17 protein-coding genes are annotated in these 16780 nt (G+C 60.8%); 5 read left to right on the top strand and 12 right to left on the bottom strand.

Annotation, left to right across the window (positions count from 1 at the left end; genetic code table 11):
• Positions 1 to 13: 13 nt before the first annotated feature.
• A complete protein-coding gene (locus tag ACXAG8_RS09160) occupies positions 14 to 1036 on the top strand; it encodes an aspartate-semialdehyde dehydrogenase (RefSeq protein ID WP_475223561.1) in 1023 nt (340 codons plus the stop codon).
• 98 nt (positions 1037 to 1134) lie between these two features.
• On the opposite strand, the gene ACXAG8_RS09155 is transcribed toward ACXAG8_RS09160, so the two are convergent.
• The gene (locus tag ACXAG8_RS09155; protein ID WP_475223560.1) at positions 1135 to 1671 is read right to left on the bottom strand and encodes an SRPBCC family protein; all 537 of its coding nucleotides are present in this window, start codon (positions 1669 to 1671) and stop codon (positions 1135 to 1137) included.
• 90 nt (positions 1672 to 1761) lie between these two features.
• Positions 1762 to 2412: a carbonic anhydrase gene (locus ACXAG8_RS09150; RefSeq protein ID WP_475223559.1), complete on the bottom strand. Its 651-nt coding sequence runs from the start codon at positions 2410 to 2412 to the stop codon at positions 1762 to 1764.
• A 141-nt stretch (positions 2413 to 2553) separates the two neighbouring features.
• On the opposite strand from ACXAG8_RS09150, the gene ACXAG8_RS09145 reads away from it, so the two are divergent.
• The 3 genes from ACXAG8_RS09145 (at position 2554) to ACXAG8_RS09135 (ending at position 5123) form a co-directional block, all read left to right on the top strand.
• Complete coding sequence (locus tag ACXAG8_RS09145; RefSeq protein WP_475224134.1) at positions 2554 to 2943, top strand: hypothetical protein; 390 nt, start codon at positions 2554 to 2556, stop codon at positions 2941 to 2943.
• 63 nt (positions 2944 to 3006) lie between these two features.
• Positions 3007 to 4389, top strand: a complete 1383-nt coding sequence (locus tag ACXAG8_RS09140; protein ID WP_475223558.1) for a leucyl aminopeptidase family protein — start codon at positions 3007 to 3009, stop codon at positions 4387 to 4389.
• The gene (locus ACXAG8_RS09135; RefSeq protein ID WP_475223557.1) at positions 4386 to 5123 is read left to right on the top strand and encodes a C40 family peptidase; all 738 of its coding nucleotides are present in this window, start codon (positions 4386 to 4388) and stop codon (positions 5121 to 5123) included. Before ACXAG8_RS09140 ends, ACXAG8_RS09135 begins: the two co-directional genes overlap by 4 nt.
• On the opposite strand, the gene ACXAG8_RS09130 is transcribed toward ACXAG8_RS09135, so the two are convergent.
• From ACXAG8_RS09130 to ACXAG8_RS09085, 10 genes are all read right to left on the bottom strand, one after another.
• Positions 5120 to 5470: a DUF2794 domain-containing protein gene (locus tag ACXAG8_RS09130; RefSeq protein WP_475223556.1), complete on the bottom strand. Its 351-nt coding sequence runs from the start codon at positions 5468 to 5470 to the stop codon at positions 5120 to 5122. The genes ACXAG8_RS09135 and ACXAG8_RS09130 overlap by 4 nt on opposite strands.
• Positions 5471 to 5546: 76 nt before the next feature.
• Entirely contained in the window at positions 5547 to 7214 is a 1668-nt protein-coding gene (locus ACXAG8_RS09125) for an ABC transporter permease (RefSeq protein ID WP_475223555.1), read from the bottom strand.
• 122 nt (positions 7215 to 7336) lie between these two features.
• On the bottom strand, positions 7337 to 8554 hold the full coding sequence (locus tag ACXAG8_RS09120; protein WP_475223554.1) for a phenylacetate--CoA ligase family protein: 1218 nt from the start codon (positions 8552 to 8554) through the stop codon (positions 7337 to 7339).
• A gap of 20 nt (positions 8555 to 8574) precedes the next feature.
• On the bottom strand, positions 8575 to 9408 hold the full coding sequence (locus ACXAG8_RS09115; RefSeq protein ID WP_475223553.1) for an ABC transporter ATP-binding protein: 834 nt from the start codon (positions 9406 to 9408) through the stop codon (positions 8575 to 8577).
• Positions 9409 to 9477: 69 nt separating this feature from the next.
• Positions 9478 to 10761, bottom strand: a complete 1284-nt coding sequence (locus ACXAG8_RS09110) for an ABC transporter substrate-binding protein (protein ID WP_475223552.1) — start codon at positions 10759 to 10761, stop codon at positions 9478 to 9480.
• A gap of 71 nt (positions 10762 to 10832) precedes the next feature.
• On the bottom strand, positions 10833 to 11909 hold the full coding sequence (locus tag ACXAG8_RS09105; protein ID WP_475223551.1) for a branched-chain amino acid ABC transporter permease: 1077 nt from the start codon (positions 11907 to 11909) through the stop codon (positions 10833 to 10835).
• Between the two features lie 3 nt (positions 11910 to 11912).
• Positions 11913 to 12170 (bottom strand): hypothetical protein, encoded by a 258-nt coding sequence (locus tag ACXAG8_RS09100; RefSeq protein ID WP_475223550.1) that lies wholly within the window; start codon positions 12168 to 12170, stop codon positions 11913 to 11915.
• Between the two features lie 3 nt (positions 12171 to 12173).
• Entirely contained in the window at positions 12174 to 13160 is a 987-nt protein-coding gene (locus tag ACXAG8_RS09095) for a branched-chain amino acid ABC transporter permease (RefSeq protein ID WP_475223549.1), read from the bottom strand.
• 29 nt (positions 13161 to 13189) lie between these two features.
• Positions 13190 to 14008: an ABC transporter ATP-binding protein gene (locus ACXAG8_RS09090; protein ID WP_475223548.1), complete on the bottom strand. Its 819-nt coding sequence runs from the start codon at positions 14006 to 14008 to the stop codon at positions 13190 to 13192.
• 60 nt (positions 14009 to 14068) lie between these two features.
• Entirely contained in the window at positions 14069 to 16012 is a 1944-nt protein-coding gene (locus tag ACXAG8_RS09085; RefSeq protein WP_475224132.1) for an AMP-binding protein, read from the bottom strand.
• Between the two features lie 299 nt (positions 16013 to 16311).
• Between ACXAG8_RS09085 and ACXAG8_RS09080 the strand changes: the two genes are divergently transcribed.
• Positions 16312 to 16677, top strand: a complete 366-nt coding sequence (locus ACXAG8_RS09080; RefSeq protein WP_475223547.1) for a cupin domain-containing protein — start codon at positions 16312 to 16314, stop codon at positions 16675 to 16677.
• The last annotated feature ends 103 nt before the right edge of the window (positions 16678 to 16780 follow it).

The following is a 16780-nucleotide window of genomic DNA, read 5'->3' as shown; positions in this document are numbered from 1 at the left end:
TTGGAGACATGAAATGGGCTATCGCGTCGTCGTCGTCGGCGCCACGGGTAACGTGGGCCGCGAAATGCTGAACATCCTGGCGGAACGCCAATTCCCCGTCGATGAACTTGCCGCCCTGGCAAGCCGTCGTTCGCTGGGCACCGAGGTGACTTTTGGCGACAAGACCCTCACAACCAAAGACCTGGACACGTTCGATTTCACCGGCTGGGACATGGCGCTTTTCGCCGTGGGCTCCGAGGCCACCAAGGTCTATGCCCCCAAGGCGGCGGCCGCTGGCTGCGTGGTGATCGATAACTCGTCGCTGTATCGCTATGACCCGGACATTCCGCTGATCGTGCCGGAATGTAACCCGCAGGCGATTCACGAGTACAAGAACAAGAACATCATCGCCAACCCCAACTGCTCGACCGCGCAGATGGTTGTCGCGCTGAAACCGCTGCATGACCGTGCCAAGATCAAGCGCGTTGTCGTGTCGACCTATCAGTCGGTTTCGGGCGCGGGCAAGGACGGCATGGATGAGCTTTGGGATCAGACCAAGGCCGTTTACAACCCGACCACCGAGGTTGAACCGAACAAGTTCCAGAAACAGATCGCGTTCAACGTCATTCCCCAGATCGACGTCTTCATGGAAGACGGCTCGACCAAGGAAGAATGGAAGATGGTCGTCGAGACCAAAAAGATCGTCGATCCGTCGATCAAGGTCACGGCCACCTGTGTCCGCGTTCCGGTATTCGTCGGCCATTCCGAGGCCGTGAATATCGAGTTCGAGGAGTTCCTGGACGAAGACGAGGCCCGCGATATCCTGCGCGAGGCACCGGGCATCATGGTGATCGACAAGCGCGAGGCCGGTGGCTATGTCTCGCCCGTTGAATGCGTCGGCGATTTCGCCACCTTCATCAGCCGCATCCGTCAGGATTCGACCGTGGAAAACGGTCTGAACCTGTGGTGCGTTTCGGACAACCTGCGCAAGGGCGCGGCGCTGAACGCGGTTCAGATCGCCGAGCTTCTGGGCCGCGAGGTTCTCAAGAAAGGCTGATCCGGCCCGTCACCCGGATCTTTGAAACAAAAGACCCCGCTGAACATTCAGCGGGGTCTTTTTGTCTGCGCGCACATTGGGCGGCGTTCCGGTCTGGGTCAGCCCTGCCCTTCGACCACGGTTTTCAGGTTCTGCAATCCGCGCTCGTAATCGGCGCCAACCCATTTATCCATCATCAGGCCCATCCAGCGCATCACCGGGTTGGCCCCAAGGTCAGAGGAAAACCCCCAGGTGACCCGTGTCTGGTCGCCTTCGGGTTCCAGCGTGAAGGACGCCGAAGCCGTGCCCATATCCCCGAAATCCAGCGCGGTTGTGACCTGCTGGTTCTCGATGCTTTGGGTGATTGTCTGCGTCCCGCTGCCCACCTGCTTGTGGTCCGAGCTCCAGCTGAGGGTATTGCCGACCCCCGCATCCGGCCCCCCATAGCTGAGTTCGGTTTCGGGGTCGCGCGACAACCATGGCGACCATTTCTCGGTCTCTTGCATGGAGTTCACATAAGGAAAGATCTTGCCCGCCGGAGCGTCGATCGTGATGCTGCGGGACACCACGGCGGTGCCAGGCAACAGAAAAGACGCACCGACCGCCGCCAGAATTATGACGATCAGCCCAAGAACGATGCGTTTGATTACTTTCATGGCAAGCTCCTGTTCCGGTGTTGGTCCGGGGCCACCATAGCAGAAAAATACGCGGGTCAGTGTCCCGGCCCGCGTATTTTGCGATCGGCGTCAGACGATCACGAATTTCTTGTCGTTCGGGTCATAGCACTGCAGGCCGCCTTCGCCGATATCGGTCCACAACCCGTGCAAGCTGAGCGATCCGTCCTGAACCGCCGAGGACACAAAAGGAAAGGTCATCAGGTTTTCCAGCGATGCGACAACCGCCTGGCGTTCGAACTGCCGCGCCTGTTCGGCGCTGTCATCCACATCTGCAACCAGTTCGTATTTCGGTTTGAGGATGTCCATCCAGCGCCCGACAAAGCTTTCCTTGGCTTCCAGCTGGGGCGCCTGCCCCTTGCACATGTCGATACAGCCCTGCACGCCACCGCATTGCGAATGGCCCAGCACGATCAGATGCGCGACTTTCAGCGCCGTAACCGCGTATTCGATCGCCGCACTTGTGCCGTGGTGATCACCATCCGGCGCATAGGGAGGGACAAGATTGGCGATATTGCGGTGAATGAAGAACTCGCCCTGATCCGCCCCGAAGATCGAAGTCACATGCACCCGGCTGTCGCAACATGAAATGACCATTGCGCGCGGGCGCTGACCTTCGGTTGCCAATCGCCGGTACCAAACCTGATTTTCGGCATAGGTCGTGGCTTTCCATCCGTGATAGCGCTGAACCAGATAGGCTGGCAAAGGTTTCGCTAAGTCCATTCGCATGTCCCCGTGTTTCACTCTGACGGGTGCTGTAACCCGAATTCGCACAAAATTCGAGACATTATCCTGTTCTGCGGCAAGGAAATGCAAAGGGTCTTTGGGGCAGTGTCGGCCATGCCGTGGGGGCAAACAGAATGGGTGAATGTGGTGGATAACGTAATAACACTTGAACAAAAGGAATCTGTTCGGCTGGATCCGGAACGTTTGAACGAGCTTTGCCGCCAGTTGGGCGATTCCAACGCGCTGGACGTGCTGTGCCGCACGGTTGAAGAGCTGGCCGTGCGCCTGTCGAACTGCGAACGGCACTGGCGGCAACGCGATTGGACCGGGCTTCGCAAATGCGCGCGGTCGCTTGTTGCGATTTCCGAGCAGGTCGGCATGACGGCGCTGGCCCGCGTCGCGGGGGATGTTGCGCAAACGGTGGATACCGGGGATGCGGTCGCAACCGGGGCTACGCTGGCCCGGTTGATCCGGGTCGGTGAACGGTCTCTGACTGCAATCTGGGATCAACAGGACCTTTCCGTCTGACGGGGGTTGCGGACAGGCCACGCGGGGTTAGTCTGGGCGCTGAACCAACCAGCCGAGACATCCATGCCCCTGTCCTTTGCCAAAGCCGCCGATCACGCCATGCCCTTGGTGGTCTTGGAAAAAGACAGGCTGGCGCAATGGCTGGAAGGTCAGACCGCCAGCGTTCAACGCTGGGTCGCATCCAACGGGTTCACGGCCGAACTGGGCCAGACCCTGCTGGTGCCGGACGACGACGCGACGTCGGTGATGGCGCTTGCGGGCTATGGCTCGGCATCCGGGCGGGCACGCAAGCGGTTTCCGCTGGCTGCGGCGGCCAAAGCGCTGCCGCCGGGCCAGTACCACATCGCATCGGGCGTTCCGGCAGATCAACTGGAAACCGAGTGTCTGGGCTGGCTGCTGACCGGCTATGCCTTTGACCGATACGCAGCGCAATCCCCGGCCGCAGCTACGCTGGTCGCGCCCGAAAGTGTGGACGCCGCACGGGTCGAGGCCATGGCCCGGGCCGAGGCCCTGACCCGCGATCTGGTCAACACGCCCGCGTCGGATATGGGCCCCGCCCAGCTGCAGAGCAGCGTCGAGACATTGGCGCGTGCATTTGGCGCGACCTGCACGACCCTTACCGGGCCTGAATTGCTGGACCAGAATTTTCCGATGATCCACGCGGTCGGCCGCGCGGCCGAACAGGCACCGCGGTTGATCGAAATGACCTGGGGCGATCAGGGGCCGTTGCTGACGCTGGTTGGCAAGGGCGTATGTTTTGACACTGGCGGTTTGAACCTGAAGCCCGGCGCCTCGATGGGGCTGATGAAAAAGGACATGGGCGGCGCGGCCAACGTGCTGGGACTGGCCCAGATGATCATGTCGCTGAACCTGCCCGTTCGCCTGCGGGTCCTGATCCCGGCGGTCGAGAACGCCGTCGCCGGAAATGCCTTCCGCCCCGGTGACATTCTGACCGCGCGCAACGGGCTGACGGTCGAGATCAACAATACCGACGCCGAGGGGCGGCTGGTTTTGGCCGATGCACTGGCCCTTGCGCATGAGGGCGCGCCCGATCTGGTGATCTCGATGGCGACCCTGACCGGCGCGGCGCGGGTCGCACTGGGACCGGACCTGGCGCCCTTTTACACCGATGACGACGCCATCGCCGACGCCGTTGCGCAGGCAGGCGGGCAGGCGGCCGATCCGGTCTGGCGCATGCCGTTTCACACTCCGTATGAGACCATGATCGAACCCGGCATTGCCGATCTGGACAATGCGCCGTCGGGCGGGTTTGCCGGGTCGATCACCGCCGCATTGTTCCTGCGCCGGTTTGTCGGCAACAGCAGATACGTGCATTTCGACATTTATTCCTGGCAACCGACGGCTGCTCCGGGGCGCGGAAAGGGCGGTTTGGGCCAGGGTCCAAGGGCGTTGGTAAACGCTCTGCCCGGGATACTGGGCCTATGACCCGCCTCATTGTCACCAATCCGGTCATCGACCTGTTGCGGACCCAGCACGGGCCACGCGACCGGCAATTGCTGTTCGGCGACGCGGTGACCGTTTCAGAAACCCGCGACGAATGGTGCCGGGTCACGTCGGCCAAGGACGGCTATCAGGGATGGGTTCACAAGGGGCAATTGGGCCCCGATGCCGCGACGACACACTGGGTCAGTGCATTGGCAACCCACGCCTATGCGCGCCCCGACATAAAAAGCCCCGATCAGGCCACGCTCAGCCTTGGCAGCAGGCTTCGGGTGTTGTCGGAACAGGGCGGGTTTCTTGAAACCGATCTGGGTTTCGTCCCGTCGGTTCATACCGCGCCGGTCGGGCAGACGCTGTCCGACCCGGTATCGGTTGCACAGCTGTTTTTGGGCACGCCCTATCTTTGGGGCGGCAACAGCCGGCTTGGGCTGGATTGTTCGGGGCTGGTTCAGGCCGCATTGCTGGCCTGCGGTATCGCCTGCCCCGGCGACAGCGGCGACCAGGAACGCGCCCTGGGCCACCCGGTGCCCAACGGGTCACCGGTGCAACGCGGCGATCTTTTGTTCTGGAAAGGCCATGTCGCCCTGGTGGCTGGCGACAATCTGCTGCTGCACGCAAACGCCTTTCACATGGCCGTCGCGTATGAGCCGATGGATCAGGCCATTGCCCGTATTCACGCACAAGGCGATGGGCCGGTTACGGCGCGAAAAAGGCTCTAATCCGGGTCAACGGCGCGGATCAGCTTACGCTCCAGCACCCGCAGGACCGCACGCAGGTCGTGACCGCGTTTCAGAATACGCCCGTCCATGCCGACCACCGAATACATACCCTGCCGCAACCGCAGGCGCGGGTGCTTTTCCACCCGGTAAACAGGGTGTTCGGCGGTTCGGCGGAAGATTGAGAACACGGCCATGTCCCGCAGGTTGGAAATGCCATAGTCGCGCCATTCTCCAGCGGCGACCATTCGGCCATATACGGACAGGATCAGGGACATTTCGCGCCTGTCGAACGCGACTGGCATCTGGGCCGAGTTTGCAGAAAACCGGCTGGGAGGCTGCATGTTCATACCCTCAGCCTTGCCGGAAAACGCGACTAAATCAAGCCTGACGCAGCAGGTTACACGATTTCGCGACCGTGCTGCCCTAATTCCGGCGCCCAACCTGGCGGCAGATCAGGATGACCGGCAACAGCCCCACCGCTAGGATGACCAGTGACGGCACCGCCGCCCCCTCAAGCCGTTCATCCGAGGCAAGCCGATAGGCCTGAACGGCCAATGTGTCGAAATTGAAGGGCCGCATGATCAGCGTCGCGGGCAGTTCCTTCATCACGTCGACAAACACGATCAGCAGCGCCGTCATCAGCGAGGGCGTCAGGATCGGCAGGTGGACCCGGCGCAGGGTACCCAGCGGCGATTGCCCAAGCGACCGCGCGGCCGCATCCATATTGGCATGCACAGTGCTTTGCCCCCCCTCATAGGCGCTGAGTGCAGCGGCAAGGAACCGCACCATATAGGCGGCGACAAGCAGCCAGATCGACCCGGTGATCAGCAGCCCGGTCGACAGGTCGAAGGTCTCGCGCATCCACGCGTCCACCGCGTTGTCGAATGCGGCGAAGGGCACGATCAGGCCAACAGCGATGACGCCGCCCGGAACCGCATAGCCCAGCCGCGCGATATATCCGGCAGTCTGCGCGCCGCGTCCGGGCCGCAGGCGCTGAAAGAACCCCACGCAGATGGCCGCGCTGACCGTCACGACCGCCGCGGTTCCGGCCAGGGTCAGCGAGTTGCTCAGAAACCCCAGGTACCGCTGCGACAGCAGGTTCTGTTCCGAGGTCAACCCCATCTCCAACAGGATCACAACGGGCAGGACAAACCCCAGCAGTACCGGAACCGCACACAGCAAAAGCGCCGCACCGCTGCGCCATCCGCTAAGCTGAACCTGCGGCAGCGTGGTCTGTTTCTTGCCCGACTGGTAATACTTGGCTTTGCCGCGCTGCCGCCGTTCAGCCATGGCCATGACCAGGGCAAAACCCAAAAGGCACAGCGCAAGCTGGGCCGCAGCGGCCCGGTCGCCCAACGAAAACCAACTGGTGTAAATCCCCGTGGCAAAGGTCTGCACGCCGAAATAGGCCACGGTTCCGAAATCGGCGATGGTTTCCATCACGGCCAGCAGGACACCCCCCGCTATGGCCGGGCGCGCCATAGGCAGGGATACGCGCCAGAACGCCTCCCACGGGGTATTTCCCAGCGCGCGCGCCGCCAGGAACGCGGTCGAGCTTTGTTGCAGGAACGCCGCTCGGGCCAGCAGGTAAACATAAGGATACAGCACCAAGATAAGCATCGCCGCCGCGCCTTCGGTCGAGCGGATCTCGGGGAACCAATAGTCGCGGGGGCCCCAGCCCGTTACCTGCCGCAGGGTGGTCTGTACGATACCCGGATGATCCAGGACAAACGTATAGGCATAGGCCAGCACATAGGCCGGGAAAGCCAGCGGCAGAACCAGCGCCACTTCGAACAGCCGGACACCGGGGAACCGGGTCATCGTCACCAGCCAGGCCGCACCCACGCCAATGGCGAACGTGCCCGCCGCCACCAGCAGGACAAGGATCAGCGTCGTCGCCGCATATCTGGGCATGACCGTGTCCAGCAAATGCGCGATCGTATCGGTCCCACCGGTCACCGCGGCCAGTGCGACGGCAACCATCGGCAACAGGCACGCGGCGGCCACAAAATAGGCGATCGCACCCAGCAACCGGGTGCCGACCGCGCCGCGGCTTCGTGATCCGTTTTCTGAATACTCGATCTGGGCCATTATCCCGGCATTTGGCTGGCGGTGTCCTGAAGTCCGCCATTCATCAACCAAATCCTGCAAAAACGCCAGTAGGTGCGGACATTATTCTGCCGCGCAAACTGCCGCACAACCGGGTCTTTCCGTTATTCGTAGACGCGCTGGTCCTCGATCACCAAACCGTCCCTGGGCAATGAACCGGGGGCAACCACCTCGATCGCGCCCTTCAGCTTGAGAACCTCGACAACCGATCTGGCATATGCCGTGTCATCCCCGCCCGGGCTTTCGATCTGAACCGTCATGGTGTCCATTTCGCCCTGCCGCGCGGCGATGACACGGGCCTTGACGATTTCATCATGCTTGTCGACCAGCGCCGCGACCTGCTCGGGACGTACGAACATGCCCTTGATCTTGGTGGTTTGATCGGCGCGCCCCATCCATCCCTTGATCCGCATGTTGGTGCGGCCACAGGGCGAGGTGCCGGGCAGGATCGCCGACAGGTCACCGGTGGCGAAGCGGATCAGCGGATAATCGGGGTTGAGCGAGGTCACGACCACCTCTCCGACGTCGCCGGGCGAAACCGGGGTTCCGGTTCCGGGGGTGACAATCTCGACGATCACCTGTTCGTCAATGATCATCCCTTCCATCGCGGCGCTTTCATAGGCGATATTGCCAAGGTCCGCCGTGGCATAACACTGCAGACAGGAAATACCCCGGTCTGCATAATCCTGGCGCAGCGACGGAAACAGGGCGCCGCCTCCGACAACGGCCTTGCTGAATTTCAGCGCGACGCCCATCTCATCTGCCTTGTCCAGGATCACTTTGAGGTAATCCGGCGTACCGGCATAGGCGGTGCACCCCACGTCGCGGGCCGCCGTCACCTGCAATTCCGTCTGGCCGGTGCCCGCCGGCAGAACCGATGCGCCCACGGCACGCGCACCGCTTTCAAAGATCATCCCCGCAGGCGTCAGGTGATAGCCAAAACAATTGTGGACCGTGTCGCCCGGTCCAACACCGGCCGCGTGCAGAAAACGGCCCATACGCCACCAGTCATGCTCCATTCCGCCCGGTTCATAGATCGGGCCCGGCGATTGAAACACATGGGCAAACCCATGCGTAGGCTTGACCGTGAAACCACCAAAGGGCGGGTGTTCGGCCTGCGCGGCGCTCAGGTCCGACTTGCGCAGGACCGGCAGGGCCGCAAGATCCGCAACCGAACCGACCGCGTCGGTATCGACCCCGGCGAAATGCGCGGCAAAGCCCGGCGCCGTTTTCGCCCGCGCAATCTGTGCCTTCAGTGCTGCGGCCTGATCGGCCAGCCGTTCATCATCCGAGCGGGTTTCAAGAGCATCGAAATAGGTCATCGGCAAATCCTCCATCCCGCTCACAACCACCGTTTGCGGCGGCGGTATGACCGCACGTCGCGAAAGCTTTTGCGGCCCTCATCCGACATGCCGAGGTAGAATTCCTTGACGTCGGGGTTTTCGCGCAGTTCGGCGGCGGGGCCGTCCATCACGACGCGGCCGGATTCCAGAATGTAACCGTAATGGGCAAATCTCAGAGCCACATTCGTGTTCTGTTCGGCCAACAGGAACGACACGCCTTCCTGTTCGTTCAGGTCCCTGACAATTCCGAAAATCTCTTCGACCAATTGCGGCGCCAAACCCATCGAAGGTTCATCCAGCAGGATCGTTTCGGGCCGCGACATCAGCGCCCGGCCCATCGCAACCATCTGTTGCTCGCCGCCCGAGGTATAGCCCGCCTGGCTGCGGCGACGTTCCTTCAGACGCGGGAAGTAATTGTAAACCAGTTCCAGATCGCTCTGGATCGCGGCATTGCCATCCTTGCGGGTATAGGCCCCGGTCAGCAGGTTTTCCTCGACCGTGAGGTGTTCAAAGCAGTGGCGCCCCTCCATCACCTGGATGACGCCTTTTTCCACCAGGTCGGCAGGGTCGCTTTCATGCACGTTCTTACCACGATACTTGATCGAGCCCTTGGTGACCTCGCCGCGTTCCGAATGCAGCAGGTTCGACACCGCCTTGAGCGTCGTCGTCTTGCCCGCACCATTGCCGCCCAGCAAAGCGGTTATGCCGCCCTTGGGTACAGTCAGGCTGACACCTTTCAGCACGAGAATGACGTGATTGTAGATCACCTCGATATTGTTGACCTCAAGCAGGGTTTCCGCCTGCACGTCCGTGGTTTGAGCCGCATCCAGCATCTGCGCGTGTCCTCGTGCGAGTGTCGGGGTCGGGGCGGCAGCAAACCGCCGCCCCGGTTTCATAGGCGCTTAGTTGCAGCGCGAAGCGATGTTGTTTTCTGCCGCATAGGCCGCCGAGTCGTCCGCAACGAGCGGGCCGATCACGTCGCCATCGGTTGGCTTGAACTCGGAAATCAGCGTCCAGGTTTTGCTTGCCGCGTCCCACTGGGTCACGCCCACCAAAGCATCACCGCCGTGGTTGTCGCAGGAAACCGAGAAGGTCGGACCAAAGTTCGGCAGGCCCAGTTCGGTCATCTTCGCTTCGGTCATTTCCAGCGCTTCCATTCCGTCGCGCATGTCACCCGATGTAATGTCGGCCTTGCCCGAAATCTCTTGCGCTTTCTTCGCCGCCTCGGCGGCCAACATCGCAGCATAGAGACCCCGGTTATACAGAACCGAACCCACCTGATCACCGGCACCGGCAGCCTTGCCCGCATCGATGACGTATTTCTGCAGATCGTCATACAGCGGATAGTCCGATCCGACATTGTGGAAGGTCAGGGCCTTGTACCCATTGGCTGCATCGCCTGCGGGCATCACGTCATGTTCGGCACCAGACCACCAGATTCCGATGAAGTTCTCCATCGGGAAACGGATGTTGGCGGCCTCTTGCACCGCGACCTGGTTCATCACGCCCCAACCCCACATCAGGACATAGTCCGGACGATCGCGGCGGATTTGCAGCCACTGGGATTTCTGCTCCTGGCCCGGATGATCCACGGGCAGCGCGACCAGCTCGAAACCGTGCTTTGCCGACAGCTCTTCCAGCGTGCGGATCGGTTCCTTGCCATAGGCCGAGTTGTGATAGACCAGCGCGATTTTCTTGCCGCTCAGGTCGCCGCCGTTTTCTTCCAGCAGATAGTTGATCGCGCCCGACGCACCGTCCCAATAGTTGGCGGGATAGTTGAACGTGTGGCTGAACACGTCGCCATTCTTGGCCGAGGTACGGCCATAACCCATCGTATGCATCGGGATGTTGTCGGCCGTGGTCTTGGGGATCAGCTGATAGGTGATGCCGGTCGACAATGGCTGATAGACCAACGCGCCTTCGCCCTTGGTCGATTCATAACATTCCACACCTTTCTCGGTGTTATAGCCGGTTTCGCATTCGATGACCTTGGCCGGAACGCCGCCGATGCCGCCGTCACGCTCGTTCAGCAGCGTGAAATAGTCGGCATAGCCGTCCGCGAACGGGATGCCACCCGCGGCATATGGCCCGGTCCGATAGCTGAGCGACGGGAACACGAGGTCGGCCATCGCCGGACCTGCAGCCATCAGGGCGCCCAGCGCCATGGTTGCCAGTTGTTTCTTCATCGGGTGTCTCCTCCCTTGGTTTGTCCGATGTGATCCGGGCTTGACGCCCTGCTTTTTGATTGGGCCTGCCCCTAGTGCGGGAACGGCCATAGTCTGAGTTTCTCTTTGGCCACGCGCCACAATTGCGCCAGCCCATGTGGTTCGAGGATCAGGAACAGGACAATCAGCCCGCCCACGATCACCAATTGCAGATGCGCCACGATATCGGTGGGCCAGCCCAGCAAGTCGGCCCCCACAACCTTGAGCACCACCGGCAGCAGAACCAGGAAGGCCGCCCCGGCAAAGGACCCGAAGATCGAGCCCAGGCCGCCGATGATCACCATGAACAGCACCAGGAACGATTTCTGGATGCCAAAGGCCTCGCCCACCTCGACCGCGCCCAGGTAGATGGCAAAGAACAGCGCCCCCGACAAACCCACAAAGAACGAGCTGACGGCAAAGGCGCTGAGCTTGGCGCGCAACGGGTTCACGCCGATGATCTCGGCGGCAATATCCATGTCGCGGATCGCCATCCATGTCCGGCCCGTGGTGCCCCGCGTCAGGTTCCGCGCGATGATCGCGCTGAGCGTCAGGAAGATCAGGCAGAACAGATAGGTGGCCCAGGCCGGAGCGTTCGGTCCGGTGATGATGATGCCAAAGACATCGCGTTCGGGCGCGTTGATCTGCCCCGAGGCCGAGTAGTTGTAGAACCACGGCACCCGGTTGAACAACCACACCAGAAAGAACTGCGCCGCCAGCGTCGCCACGGCAAGGTAAAAGCCCTTGATCCGAAGGCTGGGCAGGCCGAACAGCACGCCCACGATGGCCGTGATCCCGCCTGCCAGAACCACATGGACGAACATCGACACCTCGGGAAAGGCGGTCATCAGCTTGTAGCAGGCATAGGCCCCCACGGCCATGAACCCGCCGGTCCCCAGACTGACCTGCCCGCAATAACCCACCAGAATGTTCAGCCCGATCGCCGCAATGGCATAGATCAGAAAGGGCAGCAGCAAGGCGTTGGCCCAGTAATCATTGATAATGAACGGGATGATCCCGAACGCCACGGCCAGCACGACGTAATACCGATACCGGTCGAACTTGATCGGGAAAGTCTGGTTGTCGTCCCTGTAGGAGGTTTTGAAATCTCCTGCCTCACGATAGAACATGTCTTACTTTCCCCATTCTTCCTGCGCCCGGTTGCGGGCTTCGGCGTCCAGTTGGTTGGACCCTTTGGCATATCCGCTCGCCTCTGACGCGCGGACCAGTTTCAAATATGCCAGAAGGCCCATGATCAGCCCTGCAAAGGCCAGGATCGCCGCGATGGTCAGCTGACCGCTGGTCAGATCGTCCGAGGTGAGGGCGATATACCCAAAGGCCCAGAACCCCGCCCAAGCGATGACGTTGATGATGGCGATCAGCTTGGTCACGGCCTACACCCTTTCAATGATCTTCTCGCCGAACAGGCCCTGCGGCCGGAACACGAGAAAGATCAGCGCCAGCACATATGCGAACCAGTTCTCGGTCGCGCCGCCGACCAGCGGGCCGATGGCGAACTCGAACAGTTTTTCGCCCACACCGATGATCAGCCCGCCGACGATGGCGCCGGGGATCGAGGTGAACCCGCCCAGCATCAGAACCGGCAACGCCTTGAGCGCGATCAGCGACAGAGAGAACTGCACGCCCGACTTGGTGCCCCACATGATGCCCGCGACCAGCGCCACGAACCCGGCCACCGACCAGACCATGACCCAGATGAAGTTCAGCGAGATGCCAACCGACAGCGCCGCCTGATGGTCATCGGCCACCGCGCGCATCGCCCGGCCCTGTTTGGTATACTGGCTGAACGCCACCAGCGCCGCCACCAGCAGCGCGGCAATTACCGTCGCCACGATGTCCAGATTGTCGATAAAGAACCCATAGCCAAAGATGTTGAAGGTCGACTCGTCGATCCACAGGTTGATGCCCTGCGGCAGGCCCACATCCAGCGTCTTGATCTCGGACCCCCACATCAGGTCGGCCACGCCTTCCAGGAAATAAGCCAGGCCGATCGTGGCCATGAACAGGATGATCGGTTCCTGCCCGACCAGGTGCCGCATCACGAAACGTTGCACGCACCAGGCCAACAGCACCATCACGCCCATGGTCAGGACAATCGCCACCACGGCGGGTACGTTCCAACCGAAATAGTGGACATGGGTGCCGAAAATCGCGTTGATCAGATGCGCAAAGGGCACCTGCCCGTTCATGATCCCCACCAGGGTCATCGCCGCGAACAGGGCCATAACACCCTGAGCATAGTTGAAAATACCGCTGGCCTTGTAGATCAGAACAAAACCCAGCGCGACCAACGCATACAGCACCCCGGCCATGAGGCCGTTCAGAAAGACCTCCATCGCGAAAATCAACTGATCAGGCATGTGCGCCCCCTCTCATGTCTGTCAGATGGTCAGTCATGGCTGACCCCCAGATAGGCGTCGATGACTTCCTGGTTGTTGCGCACCTCGTCGGGTGTGCCGTCGCCGATCTTTTTGCCGTAATCCATCACGACCACGCGGTCGCTCAGGTCCATCACCACGCCCATGTCATGTTCGATCAGGGCGATGGTGGTGCCAAACTCGTCATTCACGTCCAGGATAAAGCGGCTCATGTCCTCTTTTTCCTCGACATTCATGCCCGCCATCGGCTCGTCCAGCAGCAACAGCTTGGGTTCGGCTGCCAGCGCGCGGGCCAGTTCCACCCGCTTTTTCAGGCCATAGGGCAAACGCGCCACCGGCGTTTTGCGGATGTGCTGAATTTCCAGAAAGTCGATGATCTTTTCGACCGCCTCGCGGTTTTCAACCTCTTCCGCCTCGGCCTTCCCCTTCCACATCGCCTGCTGAAGGATGTTGGTCTTCATGAAACTCAACCGCCCTGTCATGACATTGTCCAGAACGCTCATGCCTTCGAACAGGGCAATGTTCTGAAAGGTCCGCGCGATGCCCTGCTGCGCCACCTCAAAGGGTCGCATCTGCGGGCGCTTGGCGCCGTGGAACCAAACCTCGCCTTCCTGCGGGACATAAAAGCCCGAGATCACGTTCAGCATCGAGGATTTGCCCGCGCCGTTCGGCCCGATAATGGCGCGGATCTCGCCCTCGCGGATGTCGAACGAGATATCCTTGATCGCCACCACGCCGCCAAAGCGCAGGGTGATGTTCTTCATCTCCATCACCACACCGCCGATCTTGCGACCGTCTTCGGTGACATATCCTTCGGGATTATCCAGCATCAGTCACTCCCTGACTTGAGCAAATACAGGACGGCAGGCCGCGCGGCGCGTAACGGCCCCTCATTCCGCCGCCACCTTGTGCTGGCCCACTGGCACAACCGGCGCATCGACAATCTGCAGCGTGGCGCTGATCGAACCCTTGCGACCATCCTCATAGGTCACTTCGGTGGTGGTCGAGACGGTTTCGGACCCGTCATAAAGCGCGGCGATGATGTCGTGGAATTTCTCCTCAACAAACCCGCGCCGCACTTTCCGTGTCCGGGTCATCTCACCGTCATCGGCATCCAGTTCCTTGTGCAGAACCACAAAGCGATGGACCTGACAGCCCGACAGCATTTCATCCGCCGCAACCGATTTGTTGACCGCTTCGACGTGCGACCGGATCGTCTCTAACACACGCGGATGCCCCGCCAGTTCCTGATAAGATGCATAGGCCACGTTGTTGCGTTCGGCCCAGTTTCCGACCGCCGTCAGGTCAATATTTATGAAGGCCACACAGCGATCCTTGCCATTGCCGAACAAGACCACTTCAAGAATATCGGGATAGAATTTCAGCTTGTTCTCGACATATTTCGGGGCGAACATCGACCCGTCGGCCATTTTGCCAACATCCTTGGCGCGGTCGATGATCCGCAGATGGCCGCTGCTTTCCTCGATGAACCCGGCATCGCCGGTGGCCACCCAGCCTTCGGCATCCTTGGTCGAGGCGGTAGAGTCCGGGTTGTTGTAATATTCGACAAACACACCCGGCGAGCGATAATGGATCTCGCCCTTGTCATCGATCTTCAACTCGACCGCAGGGGCCGGAACGCCAACCGTATCCGCCCGAACCTCGCCATCCGGCTGTTGAGTGATGAAAACCGTCGCCTCGGTCTGGCCGTAAAGCTGTTTCAGGTTGATGCCCAGCGAGCGATAGAAATCAAAGATTTCCGGCCCGATCGCCTCACCGGCCGTGTAACCCACGCGAAACCGGCCATAGCCCAGCGTATCCTTGAGCGGGCCGTAAACAAGCAGGTTGCCCAGCGCATATTTCATACGGTCGCCAAAGCCCACCGGCTTGCCGTCCAGCAACAGGCCACCGACCTTTTTGGCATGTGCCATGAAGTGGTGGAACATCCGCTGCTTCAGCTTGCCCGCGTCCTCCATCCGGATCATCACGTTGGTCAGCTGGGTTTCGAACACGCGGGGCGGGGCAAAGAAATAGGTCGGCCCGATCTCGCGCAGGTCGGTCATCATCGTGTCGGCGCTTTCGGGGCAGTTGACGCAGAAGCCGCACCAATAGGCCTGACCGATGGAAAAGATGAAATCACCAACCCAGGCCATCGGCAGATAGGACAGGATGTCCTCGTTCCGCGACAGGTGGTCGAATTCCGCGGAATTCTTGGCACTTTCGATGACGTTGCGGTTCGACAGAACCACACCCTTGGGTTTGCCCGTGGTGCCCGAGGTATAAAGCATCACACAGGTATCGTCATAGGTGATGGCCGCGATGCGCTTGTCCAGTTCGGCATCGAACCGCGCGTGACCGGCGCTGCCCTCGGCCTTGATGTCATCCAGCGCGTTCATCTGGGAATGGTCGTATTTCCGCATACCGCGCTTGTCGGTATAAAGGATGTGCTTGATCTGGTGCACTTTTTCCTGAATTTCGATGACCTTGTCGACCTGTTCCTGATCACCGCAGACGACGTATTTCGCCCCGCAATGCTCCATCACATAGGTCATTTCTTCGGCAACCGCGTCCTGATACAGCGGCACAGGGATCGCGCCGACCATCTGCGCGGCAACCATCGACCAGTAATGGGCCGGACGGTTGCGGCCGATCACCGCGATATGGTCGCCCTTTTCGACGCCGATTTCCAGAAAACCAAGCGCTAGGGCGCGGATTTCAGCGGCCGCCTCGGACCAGGTCCAGCATTGCCAGATCCCGAATTCCTTTTCCCGATAGGCCGGGGCATCCCCGAACTGCGCCGCATTGCGATGTAACAGCGCCGGAAGGGACATCATCCCTTCGGCACCTGACTGCGTCTGAGCCAATCTTTTTCTCCTCCCCATCCGGCCCCTCCTCCGGGCCGGAAATGGCGGTTATGGGCCACAGCCCGAACGCCATTGCCCCGATTAAGGGGCAGGGGCACGATCAACGTCAATTTTTTCCTGATGTTTTCTCAATTCTTACGAATTGTAACAGCCCGGGAACGATGTCCTAGCAGGCGCGGGACGGCGCCAGCGATCCCGCTGGTATTTGGACCAGTGCGGTCCTCGCGTATCATGTTGGTCAATATCACCTGAACCGAAGGGCGTTCGAAATGAAGTTTCACAAGCTGTTTTGCGATCCTGACGGCGACAGCCATTGGGTCGATGTGGATGTAACCCTGACCGAGCGCCGCTTTGCACCCCCGGCCGAGAAAATCGAAATCTCGGACCCAGAGCCCGTCACGAACATGATGTTCCTGCGGCTGAAAGCGGGGTGGAACGAGCCGATCCACCCGACCCCGGTCACTCAAAAGCTGGTTTGCCTGCAAGGGGCCGTGAAGGTCACGGCAAGCGACGGCGACACGCGCGAGATCGGGCCGGGGGACGTGTGGCACATGGAAGACAAATCAGGCAAGGGCCACCACACGGTGGTGACCAGCGCCGAAGACTTCGAAGCCGTAATCATTCAATACGCATGAACGCGAGACTTGCGCCGGGCGCATCTTAATACGCCATCCGCGACACCGCATCAGGCCAGATGAAAAAACGCCCGGCCTGACCAGACCGGGCGCGTCGTTTCCA

Source organism: Ruegeria sp. ABD4_443 (assembly GCF_056160865.1).
The sequence above is the reverse complement of the archived record's forward strand: the minus strand, read 5'-3'. Positions and strand labels throughout refer to the sequence as shown.

Coding starts and splice junctions, on each gene's coding strand:
- ACXAG8_RS09160 (WP_475223561.1), top strand. CDS start 14: ATGGGCTATCGCGTCGTCGTCGTCGGCGCCACGGGTAACGTGGGCCGC.
- ACXAG8_RS09155 (WP_475223560.1), bottom strand. CDS start 1,671: ATGAAAGTAATCAAACGCATCGTTCTTGGGCTGATCGTCATAATTCTG.
- ACXAG8_RS09150 (WP_475223559.1), bottom strand. CDS start 2,412: ATGGACTTAGCGAAACCTTTGCCAGCCTATCTGGTTCAGCGCTATCAC.
- ACXAG8_RS09140 (WP_475223558.1), top strand. CDS start 3,007: ATGCCCCTGTCCTTTGCCAAAGCCGCCGATCACGCCATGCCCTTGGTG.
- ACXAG8_RS09135 (WP_475223557.1), top strand. CDS start 4,386: ATGACCCGCCTCATTGTCACCAATCCGGTCATCGACCTGTTGCGGACC.
- ACXAG8_RS09130 (WP_475223556.1), bottom strand. CDS start 5,470: ATGAACATGCAGCCTCCCAGCCGGTTTTCTGCAAACTCGGCCCAGATG.
- ACXAG8_RS09125 (WP_475223555.1), bottom strand. CDS start 7,214: ATGGCCCAGATCGAGTATTCAGAAAACGGATCACGAAGCCGCGGCGCG.
- ACXAG8_RS09120 (WP_475223554.1), bottom strand. CDS start 8,554: ATGACCTATTTCGATGCTCTTGAAACCCGCTCGGATGATGAACGGCTG.
- ACXAG8_RS09115 (WP_475223553.1), bottom strand. CDS start 9,408: ATGCTGGATGCGGCTCAAACCACGGACGTGCAGGCGGAAACCCTGCTT.
- ACXAG8_RS09110 (WP_475223552.1), bottom strand. CDS start 10,761: ATGAAGAAACAACTGGCAACCATGGCGCTGGGCGCCCTGATGGCTGCA.
- ACXAG8_RS09105 (WP_475223551.1), bottom strand. CDS start 11,909: ATGTTCTATCGTGAGGCAGGAGATTTCAAAACCTCCTACAGGGACGAC.
- ACXAG8_RS09095 (WP_475223549.1), bottom strand. CDS start 13,160: ATGCCTGATCAGTTGATTTTCGCGATGGAGGTCTTTCTGAACGGCCTC.
- ACXAG8_RS09090 (WP_475223548.1), bottom strand. CDS start 14,008: ATGCTGGATAATCCCGAAGGATATGTCACCGAAGACGGTCGCAAGATC.
- ACXAG8_RS09085 (WP_475224132.1), bottom strand. CDS start 16,012: ATGATGTCCCTTCCGGCGCTGTTACATCGCAATGCGGCGCAGTTCGGG.
- ACXAG8_RS09080 (WP_475223547.1), top strand. CDS start 16,312: ATGAAGTTTCACAAGCTGTTTTGCGATCCTGACGGCGACAGCCATTGG.